General features: G+C 70.8%; 13 protein-coding genes. 9 read left to right on the forward strand and 4 right to left on the reverse strand.

The window, feature by feature from the left end:
* Positions 1-51: 51 nt before the first annotated feature.
* From ACFSCV_RS16060 to ACFSCV_RS16075, 4 genes are all read left to right on the forward strand, one after another.
* Positions 52-975: a sulfite exporter TauE/SafE family protein gene (locus ACFSCV_RS16060; RefSeq protein WP_378800572.1), complete on the forward strand. Its 924-nt coding sequence runs from the start codon at positions 52-54 to the stop codon at positions 973-975.
* Positions 972-1,733: a TIGR02186 family protein gene (locus ACFSCV_RS16065; RefSeq protein ID WP_378800573.1), complete on the forward strand. Its 762-nt coding sequence runs from the start codon at positions 972-974 to the stop codon at positions 1,731-1,733. The genes ACFSCV_RS16060 and ACFSCV_RS16065 overlap by 4 nt, the downstream gene beginning before the upstream one ends.
* 13 nt (positions 1,734-1,746) lie before the next feature.
* Positions 1,747-2,226: a DUF3429 domain-containing protein gene (locus ACFSCV_RS16070; RefSeq protein ID WP_378800574.1), complete on the forward strand. Its 480-nt coding sequence runs from the start codon at positions 1,747-1,749 to the stop codon at positions 2,224-2,226.
* 246 nt (positions 2,227-2,472) lie between these two features.
* Positions 2,473-2,991 carry a hypothetical protein gene (locus ACFSCV_RS16075; protein ID WP_378800575.1) on the forward strand — a complete coding sequence of 173 codons (519 nt, stop codon included), beginning with the start codon at positions 2,473-2,475 and terminating at the stop codon, positions 2,989-2,991.
* A 13-nt stretch (positions 2,992-3,004) separates the two neighbouring features.
* Here ACFSCV_RS16075 and pdeM read toward each other — a convergent pair whose 3' ends face one another.
* Together pdeM and ACFSCV_RS16085 are read right to left on the reverse strand one after the other, a co-directional pair.
* Complete coding sequence (gene pdeM / locus ACFSCV_RS16080) at positions 3,005-3,721, reverse strand: ligase-associated DNA damage response endonuclease PdeM (RefSeq protein ID WP_378800576.1); 717 nt, start codon at positions 3,719-3,721, stop codon at positions 3,005-3,007.
* 237 nt (positions 3,722-3,958) lie between these two features.
* Positions 3,959-6,493: a ligase-associated DNA damage response DEXH box helicase gene (locus ACFSCV_RS16085; RefSeq protein ID WP_378800577.1), complete on the reverse strand. Its 2,535-nt coding sequence runs from the start codon at positions 6,491-6,493 to the stop codon at positions 3,959-3,961.
* A gap of 83 nt (positions 6,494-6,576) precedes the next feature.
* Between ACFSCV_RS16085 and ACFSCV_RS16090 the strand changes: the two genes are divergently transcribed.
* Together ACFSCV_RS16090 and ACFSCV_RS16095 are read left to right on the forward strand one after the other, a co-directional pair.
* Entirely contained in the window at positions 6,577-7,614 is a 1,038-nt protein-coding gene (locus ACFSCV_RS16090; protein ID WP_378800578.1) for a CobW family GTP-binding protein, read from the forward strand.
* Between the two features lie 126 nt (positions 7,615-7,740).
* Positions 7,741-9,552 (forward strand): long-chain-acyl-CoA synthetase, encoded by a 1,812-nt coding sequence (locus ACFSCV_RS16095; RefSeq protein ID WP_378800579.1) that lies wholly within the window; start codon positions 7,741-7,743, stop codon positions 9,550-9,552.
* Between the two features lies 1 nt (position 9,553).
* Here the strand turns inward: ACFSCV_RS16095 and ACFSCV_RS16100 are convergent, their stop codons facing one another.
* Complete coding sequence (locus ACFSCV_RS16100; protein ID WP_378800580.1) at positions 9,554-10,258, reverse strand: L,D-transpeptidase; 705 nt, start codon at positions 10,256-10,258, stop codon at positions 9,554-9,556.
* A gap of 213 nt (positions 10,259-10,471) precedes the next feature.
* On the opposite strand from ACFSCV_RS16100, the gene ACFSCV_RS16105 reads away from it, so the two are divergent.
* The 3 genes from ACFSCV_RS16105 (at position 10,472) to ACFSCV_RS16115 (ending at position 14,743) form a co-directional block, all read left to right on the forward strand.
* A complete protein-coding gene (locus ACFSCV_RS16105) occupies positions 10,472-11,050 on the forward strand; it encodes a DUF924 family protein (protein WP_378800581.1) in 579 nt (192 codons plus the stop codon).
* Between the two features lie 73 nt (positions 11,051-11,123).
* Complete coding sequence (locus ACFSCV_RS16110; RefSeq protein ID WP_378800582.1) at positions 11,124-13,793, forward strand: GNAT family N-acetyltransferase; 2,670 nt, start codon at positions 11,124-11,126, stop codon at positions 13,791-13,793.
* Positions 13,790-14,743, forward strand: a complete 954-nt coding sequence (locus ACFSCV_RS16115) for a cupin-like domain-containing protein (protein ID WP_378800583.1) — start codon at positions 13,790-13,792, stop codon at positions 14,741-14,743. Before ACFSCV_RS16110 ends, ACFSCV_RS16115 begins: the two co-directional genes overlap by 4 nt.
* 123 nt (positions 14,744-14,866) lie before the next feature.
* On the opposite strand, the gene ACFSCV_RS16120 is transcribed toward ACFSCV_RS16115, so the two are convergent.
* Entirely contained in the window at positions 14,867-16,480 is a 1,614-nt protein-coding gene (locus tag ACFSCV_RS16120; protein ID WP_378800758.1) for an AMP-binding protein, read from the reverse strand.
* Between the last annotated feature and the right edge of the window lie 48 nt (positions 16,481-16,528).

A 16,528-nucleotide genomic window follows, 5' to 3' on the forward strand; every position in this document is an offset into this window, starting at 1 on the left:
GCCCGCGCCGGGCCGTGAGCGTCGGCGCGCGCTCTTCGTCGATCACGGCCCATGCAAATCTACCTTCCGATCGCCGAGCTACCGGTCAACGTGCTGCTCGTGATCGGCATGGCGCTCGCGGTCGGCTTCATCTCCGGCCTGTTCGGCATCGGCGGCGGCTTCCTGATGACGCCGCTGCTGATCTTCATCGGCATTCCGACCGCCGTCGCCGTCGCCTCCGAAGCCCCGCAGATCGCGGCCTCCGCCTTCACGGGCGTGCTGTCCTACTGGCGAAAACGGGCGCTCGACGTGAAGCTCGGTGCGGTGCTGCTCGCTGGCGGCGTGGCCGGAACGGGGATCGGCGTCTGGTTCTTCAACGCCATGCGCGACGCCGGCCAGCTCGACGCGATCATCGCCGTGTCCTACGTCGTGCTGCTCGGCGCGATCGGCGGTCTGATGCTGGTGGAGTCGGTGCGCTCGCTCACCCGGCGCCCGTCCGCAGCGCCTGCCCCCCGCCGGTCGGGCCGGCTCTCGCTCGTCGACCGTCTGCCGCTCAAGATGCGGTTCCAGCGCTCGATGATCTACGTCAGCGTCCTGCCGCTGATCGGCCTCGGCGGCTTCGTGGGCTTCGTGGGCGCCGTGCTCGGCATCGGCGGCGGTTTCCTGCTGGTGCCGATCCTCGTCTACGTCTTCCGTGTGCCGACGGCCGTGGTGGTCGGAACCTCGCTGTTCCAAATCCTGATCACCATGCTCTCGGCGACGGTGCTGCACGCCGTGACCAACGCCTCGGTCGACGTGGTGCTCGCGATCCTGCTGATGCTCGGCGGTTCGATCGGCGCGCAGTTCGGCGTCCGCGCCGGCCAGAAACTGAGGGGCGAGCACCTCCGCCTGCTGCTCGCGCTGCTTCTGCTGACGGTCGGAGGGCGCTTCCTGCTGGACCTGACCGTGGCGCCGCGCGACGCCTACTCGGTCACGCTCGGAGACAAGCCGCAATGAGGCGCGCGGTGCTCGTCCTCACCGCGCTTGCGCTCGGCGCCCCGCCGGCCCGCGCCGAGAAGCTGATGCTGGCGCTGTCGTCCCAGCAGGTCACGATCGCCTCCAACTACGCCGGCGCGGACCTGACGCTGTTCGGCGCCGTCCGCGGCGCGCGGCCGGGCACGCGCTGGGACGTCATCGTCCAGGCGGAGGGCCCGTCCGGGCCAGTGACCGTGCGCCGGAAGGAACAGGTCGGCCCGCTATGGCTCAACCGCGCCACCCGCGCCTTCGCGCGCGCGCCGAGCTTCCTCACCACGCTGTCGTCGCGGCCCTTGCAGACGGTGGCCTCGCCCGAGGACGTCTTCAGCGAGCGCCTCGGCCTGCGCGCGGTGGCGGAAGGCGCGCCCGCCGAAGGCACCCGCAAGCTCAGCCTGTCGGAGGACGCCGCCTTCATCGACGCGCTGATCCGGCTGCAGACGGAACGCGGGCACTGGATCGAGGACGGCGGCGGAGTGACGTTCCTGGACCGCGATCTTTTCCGCGCGACGATCCATCTGCCGCCGGACATCGCGTTCGGCCCGTATCAGGTCGACGTCCGGCTCTACGCCGGCGGCATGCAGGCGGCGCGCGAGACCATCACCTTCCGGGTCGTCAAGGCTGGCTTCGAGGCGCGCGTGGCGGCGCTCGCGGACAAGCGCCGCGTGGCCTATGGTTTCGTGATGGCGCTGCTCGCGCTCGCCTTCGGCTGGACCGCGAGCGCCGTGTTCCGACGCGATTGAGGGGGCTGCGTCCGTGACGCTGATCGCATCCGAGCCCGTCGACCAGAACCGCGAGATACCCGAACTCCCGCTGGCGCTCGGCCTGGCGGGGCTGGCTCCGTTCCTCGGACTGTCGCTCGCTCTGGCGCTCGGGCACGCGCTGCCGCTCGGGATCGACGCGGCGGACGCGCTGCTTGGCTACGGCGCCGCGATCCTGTCGTTTCTCGGCGGAGCGCACTGGGGGCTCGCGCTGCGCCACCCCTCGCCCGCCATCCGCAACAGCCTGTTCCTGCTCGCCGTCGCGCCGCCGCTGTGGGCCTGGGGCGCTCTTGTGGTCGGCGGAGCGCCGGGGCTCGCCATGCTGGCGGCGGGTCTCGCGGCCCATGGCGCGCTCGACGCGACGCGCGCCCCGCGCTCCGCCGCCCCGCGCTGGTACGCCCGGCTCCGCCTGCTGCTCGCGGCGCTGGCGACCATCGCAACCACCGCCGCCGCCGTGGTCGTGGGCTACGCTTGACGGTCAAAACAACGCGACGATACGGACGACGAATTGCCCAGACTTCCCGCCGTGCTACCCTATAAGGAGAGGAAGGCGGGGGGATCGGCAGGTCGGCGAGTGAAAATTGTGCGCGTAAGTTCAAGGCCAGCCGCGGTTCTGGGGATAGCCACGGCCATTCTGGCCAGCGCTGCGATGTCGCGGGACGCCTCGGCCAACGAGTTCGAATTCAAGTCGCCTTTCGCGCCGTGCGCGATGGATTGCGCCGTGACCGGCTTCGCCGGAGCGCTCGTCCAGAGCTCGATGACGTCGATCTACGTCTCCGGCAGGAACCTGCCCCCGACCCACTGGAACTTCGGCTCCTCCGGCATCATCGGCGCGTCGTTCTCGCGCGAGGTCCTGACCTACGGCACGCTCTGGGCGTTCGAGACCGAAGCCGGCGTCGCCCAGCGCTTCGGCAGGCTCGATGAGACCGAAATCTGGACCGCGCTCTATTTCCGCTGGAAGAGCTTTCCCTGGAGCGACCGCCTGCGCACCTCGGTCGCGGTTTCGACCGGCCTGAACTGGGCCTCGGACGTGCCGCCCTACGAGCTGGACAAGTCGCGCGGCGGACGCTCCCAGGTGCTGCACTACCTGTCGCCCGAGGTGACCTTCGGGTCGATCGACCACCCGAACTTCGACCTCGTCTTCCGCTTCCACCACCGCTCGGGCGGCAAGCTCGCCGTGTTCGACCACGCGAGCGGCGGCGTGCAGTACGGCACCGTGGGCCTGCGCTACCGCTGGTGACGGTCGATCGTCCTCAATCCGGCCGAAGGCCCCGCGAAGGCATGGCGTAGACGCCGGCGTCACCCAGCATCCAGGCGGTGAAGGCCTCGGCGGCGAACAGTCCGTCGAAGGCGCGGTCGCGCACGTTCAGGCCGCCGGCGTAGGCTCCGAAGGCCGGCAGCACCACGCGCGCGCCATCGGTCGCGAAGCAGCGGCGGCGCAGCGCCTGCCCCCGCGCAAGAACCTTCGCCACGGGATGCAGGTGCCCGGCGAGTTCGCCGGGAGCGGCGCCGGCCGTCGGCTCATGGCGCAGCGTGAGCGAGCCGATCACGAGAACGTCGCGCGCCTCGCCGCCGAGGCCTGCGGGCGGCGCCGGATCGTGGTTGCCTGCGATCCAGATCCAGTCCCGGCCGCGCTGCATCAAGGCCACCGCGGCGCGATCAGCCTCGCCCATGCGCGCCGGGCCGTCGCCGTCATGAAAACTGTCGCCAAGCGCGATCACCGCCCGGGGCTGGTAGGTGGCGACCAACCGCGCCAGCCGGCCGAGCGTGGTCGCGGTGTCGTAGGGCGGCAGCATCTGGCCACGCCTCGCGAAGGACGAGCCTTTCTCCAGGTGGAGGTCCGCCACGATCAGCGCGCCCGAGACCGGCTCGTACAACGCGCCAGCCACGTCGGCCACGAGCCCAACGCCCGCGATATCGAGCGTCGGCTCGACCGCGTCGGCGCGGAGAAGGGCGGAGCGAATCGTCATTATCGAGAACGTAGCAGGAACTTTGAAAGGCGGTCTATGACGGAGCGGTATCATGCGAACCACACCCCGTCGTCCTCCGGCTTGACCGGACCATGACGCGGCGAGTGTTGGGGAGGTAAGCGTCATCCCGGCCGTAGCGGCGTCAGCCGCGGAGAGCCCGGATCGTCAGGGCCGTGCGACGTATGAACCTACGCACGATCCCGGCTCGGCCTGCGGCCGTCCGGATGAGGCCGCCGGTCAATCCTCCGCCATCGCCTCCGCCACCAGATCGTCGGCGGCGAGCTTCAGGAGCGCGTCCTGGGAGGCGCCGTAGACCGGCTCGCGGCCGACCTCCAGCAGCACGGGCACGGCCAGCGGCGAGACGCGCGACAGCGGCTTGTGGACCATGTGGCCCTTCACCCGCGCCAGCATCTCGACGATGCGCTCGAGGTCGATCAGGCCGCGGGCGGCGTCGGCGCGGGCGGCGCGGAGCAGCACGTGGTCCGGCTCGTGCCGGCGCAGCACGTCGTAGATCAGGTCGGTGGACATGGTGACCTGCCGCCCGGTCTTCCGTTTCGCGCCGATCACGTTGCGCTCGATCAGCCCTGCGATGATCGCGCAGTTGCGGAAGGTGCGCTTCATCAGCGCGCTCTCCTCCAGCCACGCCTCCAGGTCGTCGCCCAGCATGTCCTGGTCGAACAGCGCGTCGAGCGAGAGCAGGTCGCCCGCGATCATCGCGCTCATGTCGCGCAAAGCCCAGACCGCGAGGCAGTAGTCGCTCGCCACGAAGCCGAGTGGTGCGGCGTGCGCGCGCTCCAGTCGGCGGGTCAGCAGCATGCCGAGCGTCTGGTTCGCGAGCCGGCCCTCGAAGGTGTAGGCCACGAGGAAGTTCTTGCCCGCCCGGGGAAAGGTCTCGACCAGGAGCTGCTCCGGCTCCGGGATCAGCGAGCGGCGCTGCTGCAGGCCGAGCCATTCGCGCGTCTGCTCGGGCAGCGTCGGCCAGCTCGCGCGGTCGTCGATGATGCCGCGCACGCGGGCCGCGACGTCGGTCGTCAGCGGCATGCGGCCGCCCACGTAGGTCGGCACCTTCGGCGCGTCGGAGGTTGAGCGCGAGGCGTAGACGTCGGTGTCGACCAGGGCGTCGAACTTCAGGATCTCGCCCGCGAACATGAAGGTGTCGCCGGGGGTTAGGGTCTCGACGAAATACTCCTCGATCTCGCCCAGCACCCGCCCTCCGAAGCCGCCGGGCGCGACCGTGCCCGCCTTCGAGCGGCGCGCCTTGGCGAGGCGCACCTTCAGCGTCGTCGCCTCGATGATGGTGCCGACGTTCATGCGCCAGCTCTGCGCGACCTGCGGGTTCGAGACCCGCCAGAGCCCGTCCTTGGTCTTCCGGATCTTGGCGAAGCGCTCGTAGGAGCGCAGCGCATAGCCGCCGGTCGCCACAAAAGCGACGACGTCGTCGAAGGTCGCGCGGTCGACGTCGGCGTAAGGCGCGGCGGAGGTGACCTCCGCGAACAGCGCGTCGGCGTCGAACGGGCCGCCGCAGGCGACGCCCAGCACGTGCTGCGCCAGCACGTCGAGCGAGCCGGGCTTCGCGGCCTCCGCGTCCTGCTCGCCCGCGAGCGCCGCGGCCCGCGCCGCCTCGCACTCGATCACCTCGAAGCGGTTGGCGGGCACCATGATGGCCTTCGAGGGCTCGTCGAGCCGGTGGTTGGCGCGGCCCGTCCGCTGCAGCAGCCGCGAGGCGCCCTTCGGCGATCCCATGTGGACCACGAGGTCGACGTCGCCCCAGTCGATGCCGAGGTCGAGCGTGGAGGTCGCGACCACCGCCTTCAGCCGGCCCTCGCCCATGGCGGCCTCCACCTTCCGGCGCTGGCCGACGTCCAGCGAGCCGTGGTGGAGCGCGATCGGCAGCGTGTCGTCGTTGATGCGCCACAGCTCCTGAAACGTCAGCTCGGCCTGCGCACGGGTGTTGGCGAAGATCAGCGTGGTCCTGTGGCGCTTGATCTCCTCGTAGATGGCCGGCAGCGCGTGCCGCCCGCCGTGCCCAGCCCAAGGCAGGCGCTCGCCGGTCTCGTGGATCGTGATGTCCGGCGCCGCGCCGCCGCCGATCTCGACCAGTTCCGACATCGCGTGGCCGCTGCGCGGATCGACCAGCCAGCGGCGGAGCTCGTCCGGATCGCGGACCGTCGCGGACAACCCGGCGACGACGACGCCCGGCGCCAGCGCCCGGATGCGGGCGAGCGCCAGAGCCAGCTGGTCGCCGCGCTTGGTGGGGCCGAGCGCGTGCAGCTCGTCCACCACCACGCGCTTCACCGTCTCGAACAGCCGGCCCGCGCTGGGATCGCCGATCAGCAGCGCGATCTGTTCCGGGGTCGTAAGCAGGATGTCCGGCGGGCGCTCCTTCTGCCGCTTGCGCCGGGCGGCGGGCGTGTCGCCGGTCCTGCCTTCCACGCGGATGGGCAGACCCATCTCCGCGATCGGCCGCTCCAGATTGCGCGCGACGTCGACCGCGAGCGCCTTCAGCGGCGAGACGTAGAGCGTGTGGATTCCCGGAACGCCGATGTTCGAACGCCCGCCGGTCTCGGCTAGCTCCACCAGCGTCGGCAGGAAGCCGGCGAGCGTCTTGCCGGCCCCGGTCGGCGCGATCAGCAGCGCGGCGCGGCCGGCGCGGGCATGGGCCAGGAGTTCGAGCTGGTGGACGCGCGGCGTCCAGCCCCGCCCGGCGAACCAGCGCGCGAAACGGTCGGGCAGGACGGCGGCGGCGGCGGCGGGAGGCTGAAACGCGGTCACGCGCCTGAGATAAGCGCGCCGCGCGCGACGGGGAGTGGCGATGCGCGCTTCTCGCGGCGTGCGGCGCTTGTTACGACCGCGGCATGAACGATCCCCGCCGTCCGGCTCCCATTCCGCTCGTCCTGCTGACCGGCTTCCTCGGCGCGGGCAAGACGACGCTGCTCAACCGCATGCTGCGCGACCCGGCCCTTGCGGGCGCGGCGGTGGTGGTGAACGAACTGGGCGAGATCGGCGTCGACCATCTGCTGGTGGAGCACGCCGAGGAGGGCGTGGTGGCGCTCGCGGGCGGCTGCCTGTGCTGCTCGCTGCGCGGCGATCTGATCGTGACGCTCGAGGAGCTTCTGAAGGCGCGCGACAACGGCCGCATCCCGCCGTTCGACCGGCTGGTGCTGGAGACCACCGGTCTCGCCGATCCGGTTCCGACCCTCCAGACGCTGACCCTGCACCCCTACCTCGCGATGCGCTACCGGCTCGCCGCCGTCGTCGCGGTGGTGGACGCCGCGCGCGGCGCGGAGACGCTGGCCGAGCACCCGGAAGCCGCGCGCCAGGTCGCCATGGCGGATCGGGTGCTGCTGTCGAAGACCGACGTCGCGACGCCAGACGAGCGGGCCGCGACCGAAGGCCTGATCGCGAGGCTGGCGCCCATGGCCGAGCTCCGGACGGCCGCGGACGCCCCGACCGCCGCGATCGTCGCCGCCGTGGAGGCGCCGGCGCGCGATCTGGACGCCGCTCCGCTCGGTCATGGCGCGATCCGCTCCGTGGCGCTCGAGAGCGAGGCGCCGCTCACCCGTGGGGCCTACGATCTTTTCGTGGAGCTGCTGCGCTCCGCCCACGCGCCCAAGCTGCTGCGCCTGAAGGGTCTGGTGCGGCTTGCGGAGGAGCCCGACCGCCCCCTGGTGCTGCAGGGCGTGCGCCACGTCTTCGCCGAGCCGCGCTTCCTCGACGCCTGGCCGGACGACGATCGCCGCACCCGCCTCGTCGCCATCGGCGAGAACCTGGAGCCGGACCTGCTCGCCCGCCTCTACGCGGCGTTCGCCGGGCGCCCCGCCTCCGACACGGCCGACGCCGCCGCGCTGACCGCCAACCCCCTCGCGCCGCGGAGCGGCGGTCTGCTCGGCTAGCTTCTGCGATCAAAACCGTGTCGCGGGCTGGACTTCGCAGCGGCGACCGGGCTTCATTCGAGCCCAAAGCAGGACGCGCCGACATGACCGCTCACGGTCTCGGACAACGGCGCGCGGGAGGATCGCATGAACGCTCCGTCACGCCTCACGCGCGAATGGAGATTTCTCAGAGGCGCCATCAGAGCGCTGAAAGCGACAACGCACATCGGCCGCAACCGGACGCGGGTCTTCCCCCACGTCATCGCCGAACTCGCCGCGGCCCATCGCGACCGGCCGGCGCTGATCTCGGACAAGGAGAGCTTCAGCTACGCCGAGCTCGACGCCCGCGCCAACCGCTACGCGCGCTGGGCGGGGGCCAACGGCGTCGGCAAGGGCGACGTGGTCGCGCTGATGATGGCGAACCGGCCCGACTATCTGGCGTTCTGGATCGGCGTCACGCGGGTGGGCGGCGCGGTGGCGCTGCTCAACACCAATCTTGCCGGCGCGCCGCTCGCGCACTGCGTCTCGATCGTGCGTCCGAAGCACGTGATCGTGGGCGCGAGCCTCGCGCAGGCCTATGCGAGCGCGCACCCGCTGGTCGCGCTCGACCCGAAGCCCGCCGTCTGGGCCCATGGCGGCGACGCGGAGGGCTGGCCGCGCGTCGACGCCGCCGCCGAGGCGCTGTCCGGCGACCCGCTGCCGCCGCAGGAGCTGCCTGAGCTCTCGATCGACGACCGGGCGCTGTTCATCTACACGAGCGGCACCACCGGCATGCCGAAGGCCGCCAACATCAACCACTACCGGTTGATGGCGATCAGCCACGGCTTCATGGGCGCGATGGACATCCGCCCGGACGACCGCATGTACGACTGCCTGCCGATGTACCACACGGTCGGCGGAGTGATCGCGGCCGGAAGCCCGCTGCTCGCGGGCGCCTCGGTGGTCATCCGCGAGAAGTTCCAGGCCAGCCGGTTCTGGCGGGACGTGGTCGAGACCGAATGCACGCTGATCGAATACATCGGCGAGCTCTGTCGCTACCTCGTGCACACGCCCAGCTGCCCCGACGAGAAGCGGCACAAGGTCCGGCTCGCCTGCGGCAACGGCCTGCGGCCGGACGTCTGGCCGGCCTTCGCCGAGCGCTTCAAAATCCCGACGATCCTCGAATGGTACGCGGCGACGGAAGGCAACGTCGCGCTGTTCAACTTCGACGGCATGCCGGGCGCGGTCGGCCGCATCGCGCCCTATCTCCGCTGGAAGTTCCCGACGAAGATCATCCGTTTCGACGTCGAGGCCGGCGAGGCAGTGCGCGGCCCGGACGGGCGCTGCATCGAGTGTGACGTCGGCGAGGTCGGCGAGATCGTCGGCAAGATCCTGAACGATCCCTCCAAGCCCTCGATGCGCTTCGAGGGCTACGCCGACGCGGAGGCGACCAGCAAGAAGGTGCTGACCGACGCGTTCGAGCCCGGCGACCGCTGGTTCCGCACCGGCGACCTGATGCGGCAGGACGCGCAGGGCTATTTCTACTTCGTCGACCGGGTCGGCGACACCTTCCGCTGGCGCGGCGAAAACGTCGCGACCTCGGAGGTGTCGGAGACCATCTCGGTGTTCCCCGGCGTCGAGGAAGTGACGGTCTACGGCGTCGATCTGCCCGGCTATGACGGCCGGGCCGGCATGGCGCTGATCGTGCCCGCCGCCGGCGACAGCCTGGACCTCGAAGGCCTTTACGCCCATCTCGCGCAGAACCTGCCGGCCTACGCCCGCCCCGTCTTCCTGCGGATCGGGATCGGGCTCGAGATCACCGGCACGTTCAAGCAGCGCAAGGTCGAGCTCGTGAAGGACGGCGCGAACCCGGCCATCGTGCCGGACCCGCTCTATCTCGCCCATCCGGTCGAACGCCGCTACGTCCCGCTCGACGCCGAGCTCTACGACGCGCTCGCGACCAAGCGCGTCCGCCTGTAGCTCAGACCGGCCCGTAATCCGACGGCGCCTCGACCAGCGACGCCGGGCCGTCCTGAAGCACCACGACCGGCGTGTCGCGCGGCACGCGGGCGTAGAGATCGATGATGTCCTGGTTGAACAGCCGGATGCAGCCGCTGGAGACGGCCTTGCCGATCGACCAGGGTTCGGAGGTGCCATGGATGCGGAACAGCGTGTCGCGGTCGCCCTGGAACAGGTAGAGCGCGCGCGGCCCGAGCGGATTGTCGAGCCCCGGCTCGACGCCGCCGGCGTAGGGGCCGTAGCGCTCCGGCTCCCGCGCGATCATGTCCCGGGTCGGCGTCCAGCGCGGCCACTCGGCCTTGCGGCCGACGCGCGCGTTGCCCTCGAACTCGAGCCCCGCCTTGCCGACGCCGATGCCGTAACGCATCGCCATGCCGCCTTCCTGCACGAGGTAGAGGTAGCGGGCGCGCGTGTCGACGACGAGCGTGCCGGGACGCTCGTAGGTGTCGTAGGCCACGAGCTGCCGCAGCCACTTCGCGTCGACGCGCGAGATGTCGGTCGCGGGCAGCGGAAACCGCTCGTCGGGCATCGCGCCGTAGCGCGCCACCGTCGCCGGATCGTGTCGCGACGCGGAGACGGGCTGCTTGACGGTCGCGCAGGCCGCGAGGGCCATCGGCATAAGCGCAAGCAGCGCGGCGCGGCGGGACAGGACGGGCAGGCGGGACATCGGGATTCTCACACAGGCTGCGCCGGCGCGGGCGGCGTCATTCGGGGGAAGCGCTCAGTCGCGCCGGATTCGGGCGCCGCGCGGGCGCGATCGGAGCAGAACTAAGACGGACATCTTGAGGTTGCTTAAAGGACACACACATTTTTGGCCTGCTGCGGAAACCGCGGCGGAACGAACGCCGGACTTCCATGACGATTTCGTGAGGAATACTTGATGCCGATTGCAGACGCCGCGCCCCGTCGCCGCGCCACGCCGCGGGAGGCGCTCGCGGTGGTCGCGTTCTGGCGCGCCGCAGGTCGGTCCCGTTGGTTTGCGCAAGATGACGTGTTCGACCGGATGGTCCGCGCCCGGCTCGGCCGGCTGCGCGACGCCGCGGCGGCCGGGGCGCTCGACCACTGGGCGGACACCGCGCCGGGGGCGCTCGCGCTGCTCATCCTGCTGGACCAGGCGCCGCGCAACCTGTTCCGCGGCGACGCCCGGGCGTTCGCCACCGACGCGCTCGCCGTCGAGGTGGCGCGGCGGGCCGTGGCGCGCAGGTTCGACCGCAGGACCGCCCGGCCGATGCGCAGCTTCTTCTATCTGCCGTTCGAGCACGCCGAGGACCACGCGCTGCAGGCCCTCTGCGTCCGGCTGTTCTCGGCGGACGGAGATCGCGACGGCCTCGCCTGGGCGGAGCTGCACGCCGACATCATCGCCCGTTTCGGCCGCTTTCCTCACCGCAACCCGGCGCTCGGGCGCGAAACGACCGACCACGAACGCGAGTATCTCGAAAACGACGGCTTCAAGGGCTAGTTTCGTTTACGCTCTTCCCGAACCTCTCTTTAAGCGCGCATGGGTTAGATCGCCGCATCCGACAGGATGGGACATGGCCAAGATGCCGAGCGACGCCAGCGCGCCCTTCGATCAGGCGCACCGCACCGACCACGCCGCCGACCGGAGCCGCTTCGCGGCGCTCGGCGGGCGCGTGCGCCGGCTGCTGGCCGACCGATCGGACACCGCCGTCGCGAAGAAGGTCGCCGGCGGCGCCTTCCTGTTCCGCGTCGGCAACGCCGGCATCGCCTTCGCGTCGCAGATCCTGCTCGCGCGCTGGATGGGCGAGGGCGAATACGGCATCTACGTCTATGTCTGGACCTGGGTCCTGCTGCTCGGCGGCGTGACGAGCCTCGGCCTCGCCTCCTCCCCGCAGCGCTTCATCCCGGAATACGCCGACTCCGGCGAGAACGCTCTTCTGCGCGGCTTCCTGCTCGGCAGCCGCCTGCTGTCGATGCTGTTCGCGACCATCCTGACCACGGTCGGGCTGCTCGGGCTGTGGCTGTTCGGCGAACACCTGTCGAGCTGGGCCGTCATTCCGCTGTATCTCGCGCTGATCTGCGTGCCGATGTACGTGCTGACCGACGTCCAGGACGGCATCGCGCGCTCCCACAACTGGATCGACGTCGCGCTGGCCCCAGCCTATCTCGTGCGGCCGCTGCTGATCCTCGGGCTGCTCGCCATTCTGAGCTACGAGCACTACGCCCCGACCGCGGTCACCGCGATGGCGGCGACGATCGTGGCCACGTGGCTGACGGCGCTCGCCCAGCTCGCGTTGCTGGAGCGACGCCTGGCGGCCAAGGTCCCCCCCGGCCCGCGCGCCTACGCCCCGCGCCTCTGGATGAAGGTGTCGCTGCCGATCTTCATGGTCGAGGGCTTCTACCTGCTGCTCGCCTACACCGACATCCTCGTGCTCTCGATGTTCGTCGAGCCCCACCAGGTCGGCGTCTACTACGCGTCGGTGAAGGTGATGTCGCTCGTCGCCTTCGTGTCGTTCTCGGTTTCGGCGGCGGTGGCCCACCGCTTCACCGAGTACTCGGTCGCAGGCGACCGCGAGCGGCTGGAGACCATGGTGCGCGACGCCGCGCGCTGGACCTTCTGGCCGTCGCTCGCGGGCTGCGCGCTGCTGCTCGCTTTCGGCTGGCCGATCCTGTGGCTGTTCGGCGAGGCGTTCACCGCGGGCTATCCGCTGCTGTTCGCGATCGCGATCGGCCTGCTCGCCCGCGCCACCGTCGGCCCGCTCGAACGCCTGCTCAACATGCTCGGCCAGCAGAACATCTGCGCCGCGGTCTATGGCAGCGCCTTCGTGCTCAACCTCTCGCTGGCGCTCCTGCTGGTCCCCCGCTTCGGCACGATGGGCGCCGCCGCCGCCACCTCCATCACGCTGGTGATCGAGTCCGCGCTGCTGTTCCTGATAACGCGACGTCGGCTCGGCCTCGGCGCCCTGCCCTGGGGATCGGGCCCCCGCACGCCGCGCGAACCGCATCTGTCGAGCGACGCGGTGACGGACGCCGTCGCCCTGCCCTTCCTGTCAGGCGCCGATCTCGGCGAGGCGGCGGCGGATAGCCCCTCCAGCATGGTCCACGCCTACGAATTCCTGGACATCGAGACGATCGCCGCCCGCCGGGCGGACTGGGACGACCTCGTCGGCCGGGCGTTGGAGCCGAACGTGTTCTGCGAGCCGGAGTTCGCGATCCCGGCGGCGCGCGGGCTGTCGGCCATGCGCGACGTCCGTTTCGCCACAGTATGGCGCGCCGCGCCGGGCGAGTCGCGCCGCCTGGTCGCGCTCGCGGCCATCGTGCCGCTCCGGCTTTCCGGGCTGCGCGCGGTCTTCTCCACGACGCATTGGGCGTATTTCGGGGCGCTCGGCCAGCCGCTTGTGGCGGACGATCGGCCCGCGGCGGCGATCGAGGCGCTGTTCGACGGACTGGCCGCGGACGGGCACCGCGTGTTCCAGTTTCGCTTCCTGCCGGAGCACGGCGCGACCGCAGGCGCCATTCGCGCGGCGCTCTCCGCCTCCGGCCGCTCCTTCGCGCGCATCGACAGCCACGCGCGCGCCATGCTCGCGACATCGCTCGACGCCGAGGCCTACCTCACCCAGTCGCTGTCGTCGAAGAAGCTGAAAGAGCTGCGCCGTCAGCTCCGCCGCCTCGGCGATGACGGTCCCGTGGCCTTCGTGGAAAGCCGCGGCGAGAGCGACGTCGCCGCCGCGATCGAGCGCTTCATCGATGTCGAGGCCAAGGGCTGGAAGGGCGCCGTCCGCAGCGCGCTGAAGGACAACCCCCGCCAGACCGCCATGGTCCGTTCGCTGTTCGCCGAGCGGGCCCGCCGGGACGAGGCGCGGGTGCTGGAGCTGACGCTCGACGGCAAGACCGTCGCCATCGGCCTCGTGCTGACCAGCGGCCGCCGCGCCTGGTTCTACAAGATCGCCTACGACGAGGCGTTCGCGCGCTGCTCGCCGGGCGTCCAGCTCACGATCGAACTGACCCGCCGCCTGATCGAGGATCGCGCGATCGACGCGACGGACTCCACGGCGATCGCCAACCACCCCATGATCGACCATATCTGGCGGGAGCGTCTCGAACTCGCCGACTGGGTCGTCTCCACGAGACCAGGCCCGGCGCGCCTGCGGCTCGCGTTCGCCGTCCGCGCCGAACTTGGTCGACGCCGCCTCCGCGCCGCGCTGCGCGACCTCTATCACCGCGTGAAGGAAAGAGCACAATGACCGCCATGCTCCGCGCCGCAGCCGCCGACCTCTCCGAGCGCTACCCGCTGCGCCCGTTCCCGATCGAGCATCAGCTCGTGGGCCATCCGCTGCTGCAGCTTCCCCGCCTGATCGAGCTGACCAAGCAGCTCGAGAAGGACCGGATCGAGTACAATTCCGGTAAGCTGAACCCGAACCAGAAGGCCGAGGACACGCCCCTGGTCGACCTGCCGCCGGAAGAAGTCGTCGCGAAGATCGAGACCGCCGGCGCCTGGATGGTGCTGAAGCGGGTCGAAAGCGTGCCGGAATATCGCGCCCTGCTTGAGGAGGCGCTCGGCTCGCTCGCCCGCGCTCTCGGACATGCCAATCTCGACGCCGCCAACTTCCGCGACATCGAGGGCTACATCTTCGTGTCCTCCGCGAACTCGGTTACGCCGTTCCATTGCGACAACGAGGACAACTTCTTCGTGCAGGTGCACGGCCCGAAATTCTTCCACCTGTTCGACAACGAGGACCGCTCGCTGGTCTCCGAGGAGGATCTCGAGAGCGCGCCGTCGAAGCACCGCAACCTGACCTACGATCCGAAGTTCGAGAGCCGGGCCACGGTCTACGGCCTGAAGCCGGGACAGGGCGTGTTCGTGCCCTATCAGGTGCCGCACTGGGTGCGCACCGGCGACAGCTACTCGATCTCGATGGCGATCACCTGGCGCTCCGCCGCGGTGGTGCGGCACAACAAGCTGATCTTCATGAACGCCTGGCTGCGTGAGAAGGGCTTCCCGCAGGCCGCTCCCGGCGCAAAGCCGGCGCTCGACGGGCTGAAGGTCGCGGCCTACACCGCCGCGCGGTCGGCGCTTGAGCCGCTGCGCAAGAGCGAGCGCATGCGCCGCCTGCTCCGTTCGGTCGTCTTCGGCAAGAAGGCCAACTACTTCTACGAGGCGCAGAAGGCCGCCGAGCAGAAGAAGGCGGCCTGACGTCGAAACGTCGTCTTCCCGGACGGGCCACGCCCGATCCGGGATCGTCGTCCGCCGTGAGCCCGCAAGCGTCGGCGCCTCCCGAGAGCGATCCCGGCTCCGCTTCGCTGCCGCCGGGAGAGGTCACTCCCGTTCGCGAAGCAGCCGGCGGATCACCTTGCCCGTGGTGGTCAGCGGCAGCTCCGGCACGAACACGACCTCGCGCGGGTACTCATGGCTCGACAGCCGAGTCCGGACGAAGGCCTTGATCTCGTCGACCAGCTCCGGGCCTCCTTCGACGCCGGGCTTGAGCTGCACGAAGGCCTTCACGATCGAGGTCCGCACGGCGTCCGGCTTGCCGACGACGGCGGCGAGCGCCACCGCGGGGTGCCGGGACAGGCAATCCTCGATCTCGCCCGGGCCGATGCGGTAGCCCGACGAGGTGATGACGTCGTCCTCGCGGCCAACGAAGCGGACATAACCGTCCTCGTCCATCACCGCCTGATCGCCCGTCAGCAGCCATTCGCCGTCGAATTTCTCCGTTGTTGCCTCCGGCTTACCCCAATATTTCAGGAACGTGACGGGGTGTGGCTGGCGCACGCGGATCTCGCCGGGCTCTCCCGGTCCGCAGCGGCGGCCATCGGCGGCGAACAGCGCGACCTCGGCGCCCGGCGTGGCCTTGCCGATCGCGCCCGGCTTCGACACGCCGAGCGCGGCGGCCGACGACAGCACGTAGTTGCACTCCGTCTGGCCGTAGACCTCGTTGACGGTCAGGCCGAGGGCCTCCTTCGCCCAAAGGAACGTCGCCTCGCCGAGCTGCTCGCCGGCGGAGACGGCCGACCGCAGCGCGAAGCGGTGGCGCTCGCGCGGGCGCTCCACCGCCGACATCAGCCTCAGCGCCGTTGGCGGCACGAACACGTTGCGGAGCTTCGCCTCGTCCATGAGCGCGAAGGCGGCCTCGGGTTCGAACTTCGTCGTCGGCTGCGCGACCAGCGGCACGCCATAGTGCAGCGCGGGCATCGCGAGGTTGAGCAGGCCGCCTGCCCAGGCCCAGTCCGCCGGCGTCCAGGCCCGGTCGTCCGGGCGCGGAAGGAAGTCGTGGGTCAGCCGGAACCCCGGCAGATGGCCGATCAACACCCGCCCCCCATGCAGCGCGCCCTTGGGCGGCCCCGTGGTGCCGGAGGTGTAGATCATCAGCGCCGGGTCGTCGGGGCCGAGCGCGATCTCCGGCGGCGCCTCGCCGGTCGCGGTCAGCGCCGCATAGTCCAGCGCGTCTTCGTCCGCGCCGTCGACCGACACGACGGTTTCGAGCGCAGGCAGCGGCTCCGCGATCTCGCGGAGCTTCGCGAGCCCGGCCGCGGTGGTGACGATCGCCCGCGTTCCCGAATCCGCCAGCCGGTAGGACAGCGCGTCCGGCCCGAAGGCGAGCGCGAGCGGCATGGCGACGGCGCCGAGGCGCGAAGCCGCCACATGGGCGACGATCGCCTCCGGCCCCTGCGGCAGCAGCACGGCGATGCGGTCGCCGCGACCCAGGCCCCGCTTCGCCAGCGCGGCGGCGAGCGCCAGAGACCGGCGCCTGAGTTCGCCGTAGGTCGTGATGTCGAGCGCCACGCCCGGCCGTTTCAGCAGGATCGCGGGCCGGTCCGGCTCGCGCCGCGCGAAGCGGTCGCAGATCGCCTCGGCGATCGAGAACCGCTCCGGCAGACGCCAGCGAAAGGTCGCACTCAACCGCGCATGGTCACGTATCTCAGGCAGCATGCTCATGTCCGTCCTCGCCGCTGCGGGGTCTGCGCGCGGCGGCGGGAG

Source organism: Methylopila henanensis, from assembly GCF_042681025.1.
In the GTDB taxonomy this organism is placed as follows: Bacteria; Pseudomonadota; Alphaproteobacteria; order Rhizobiales; family Methylopilaceae; genus Methylopila; species Methylopila henanensis.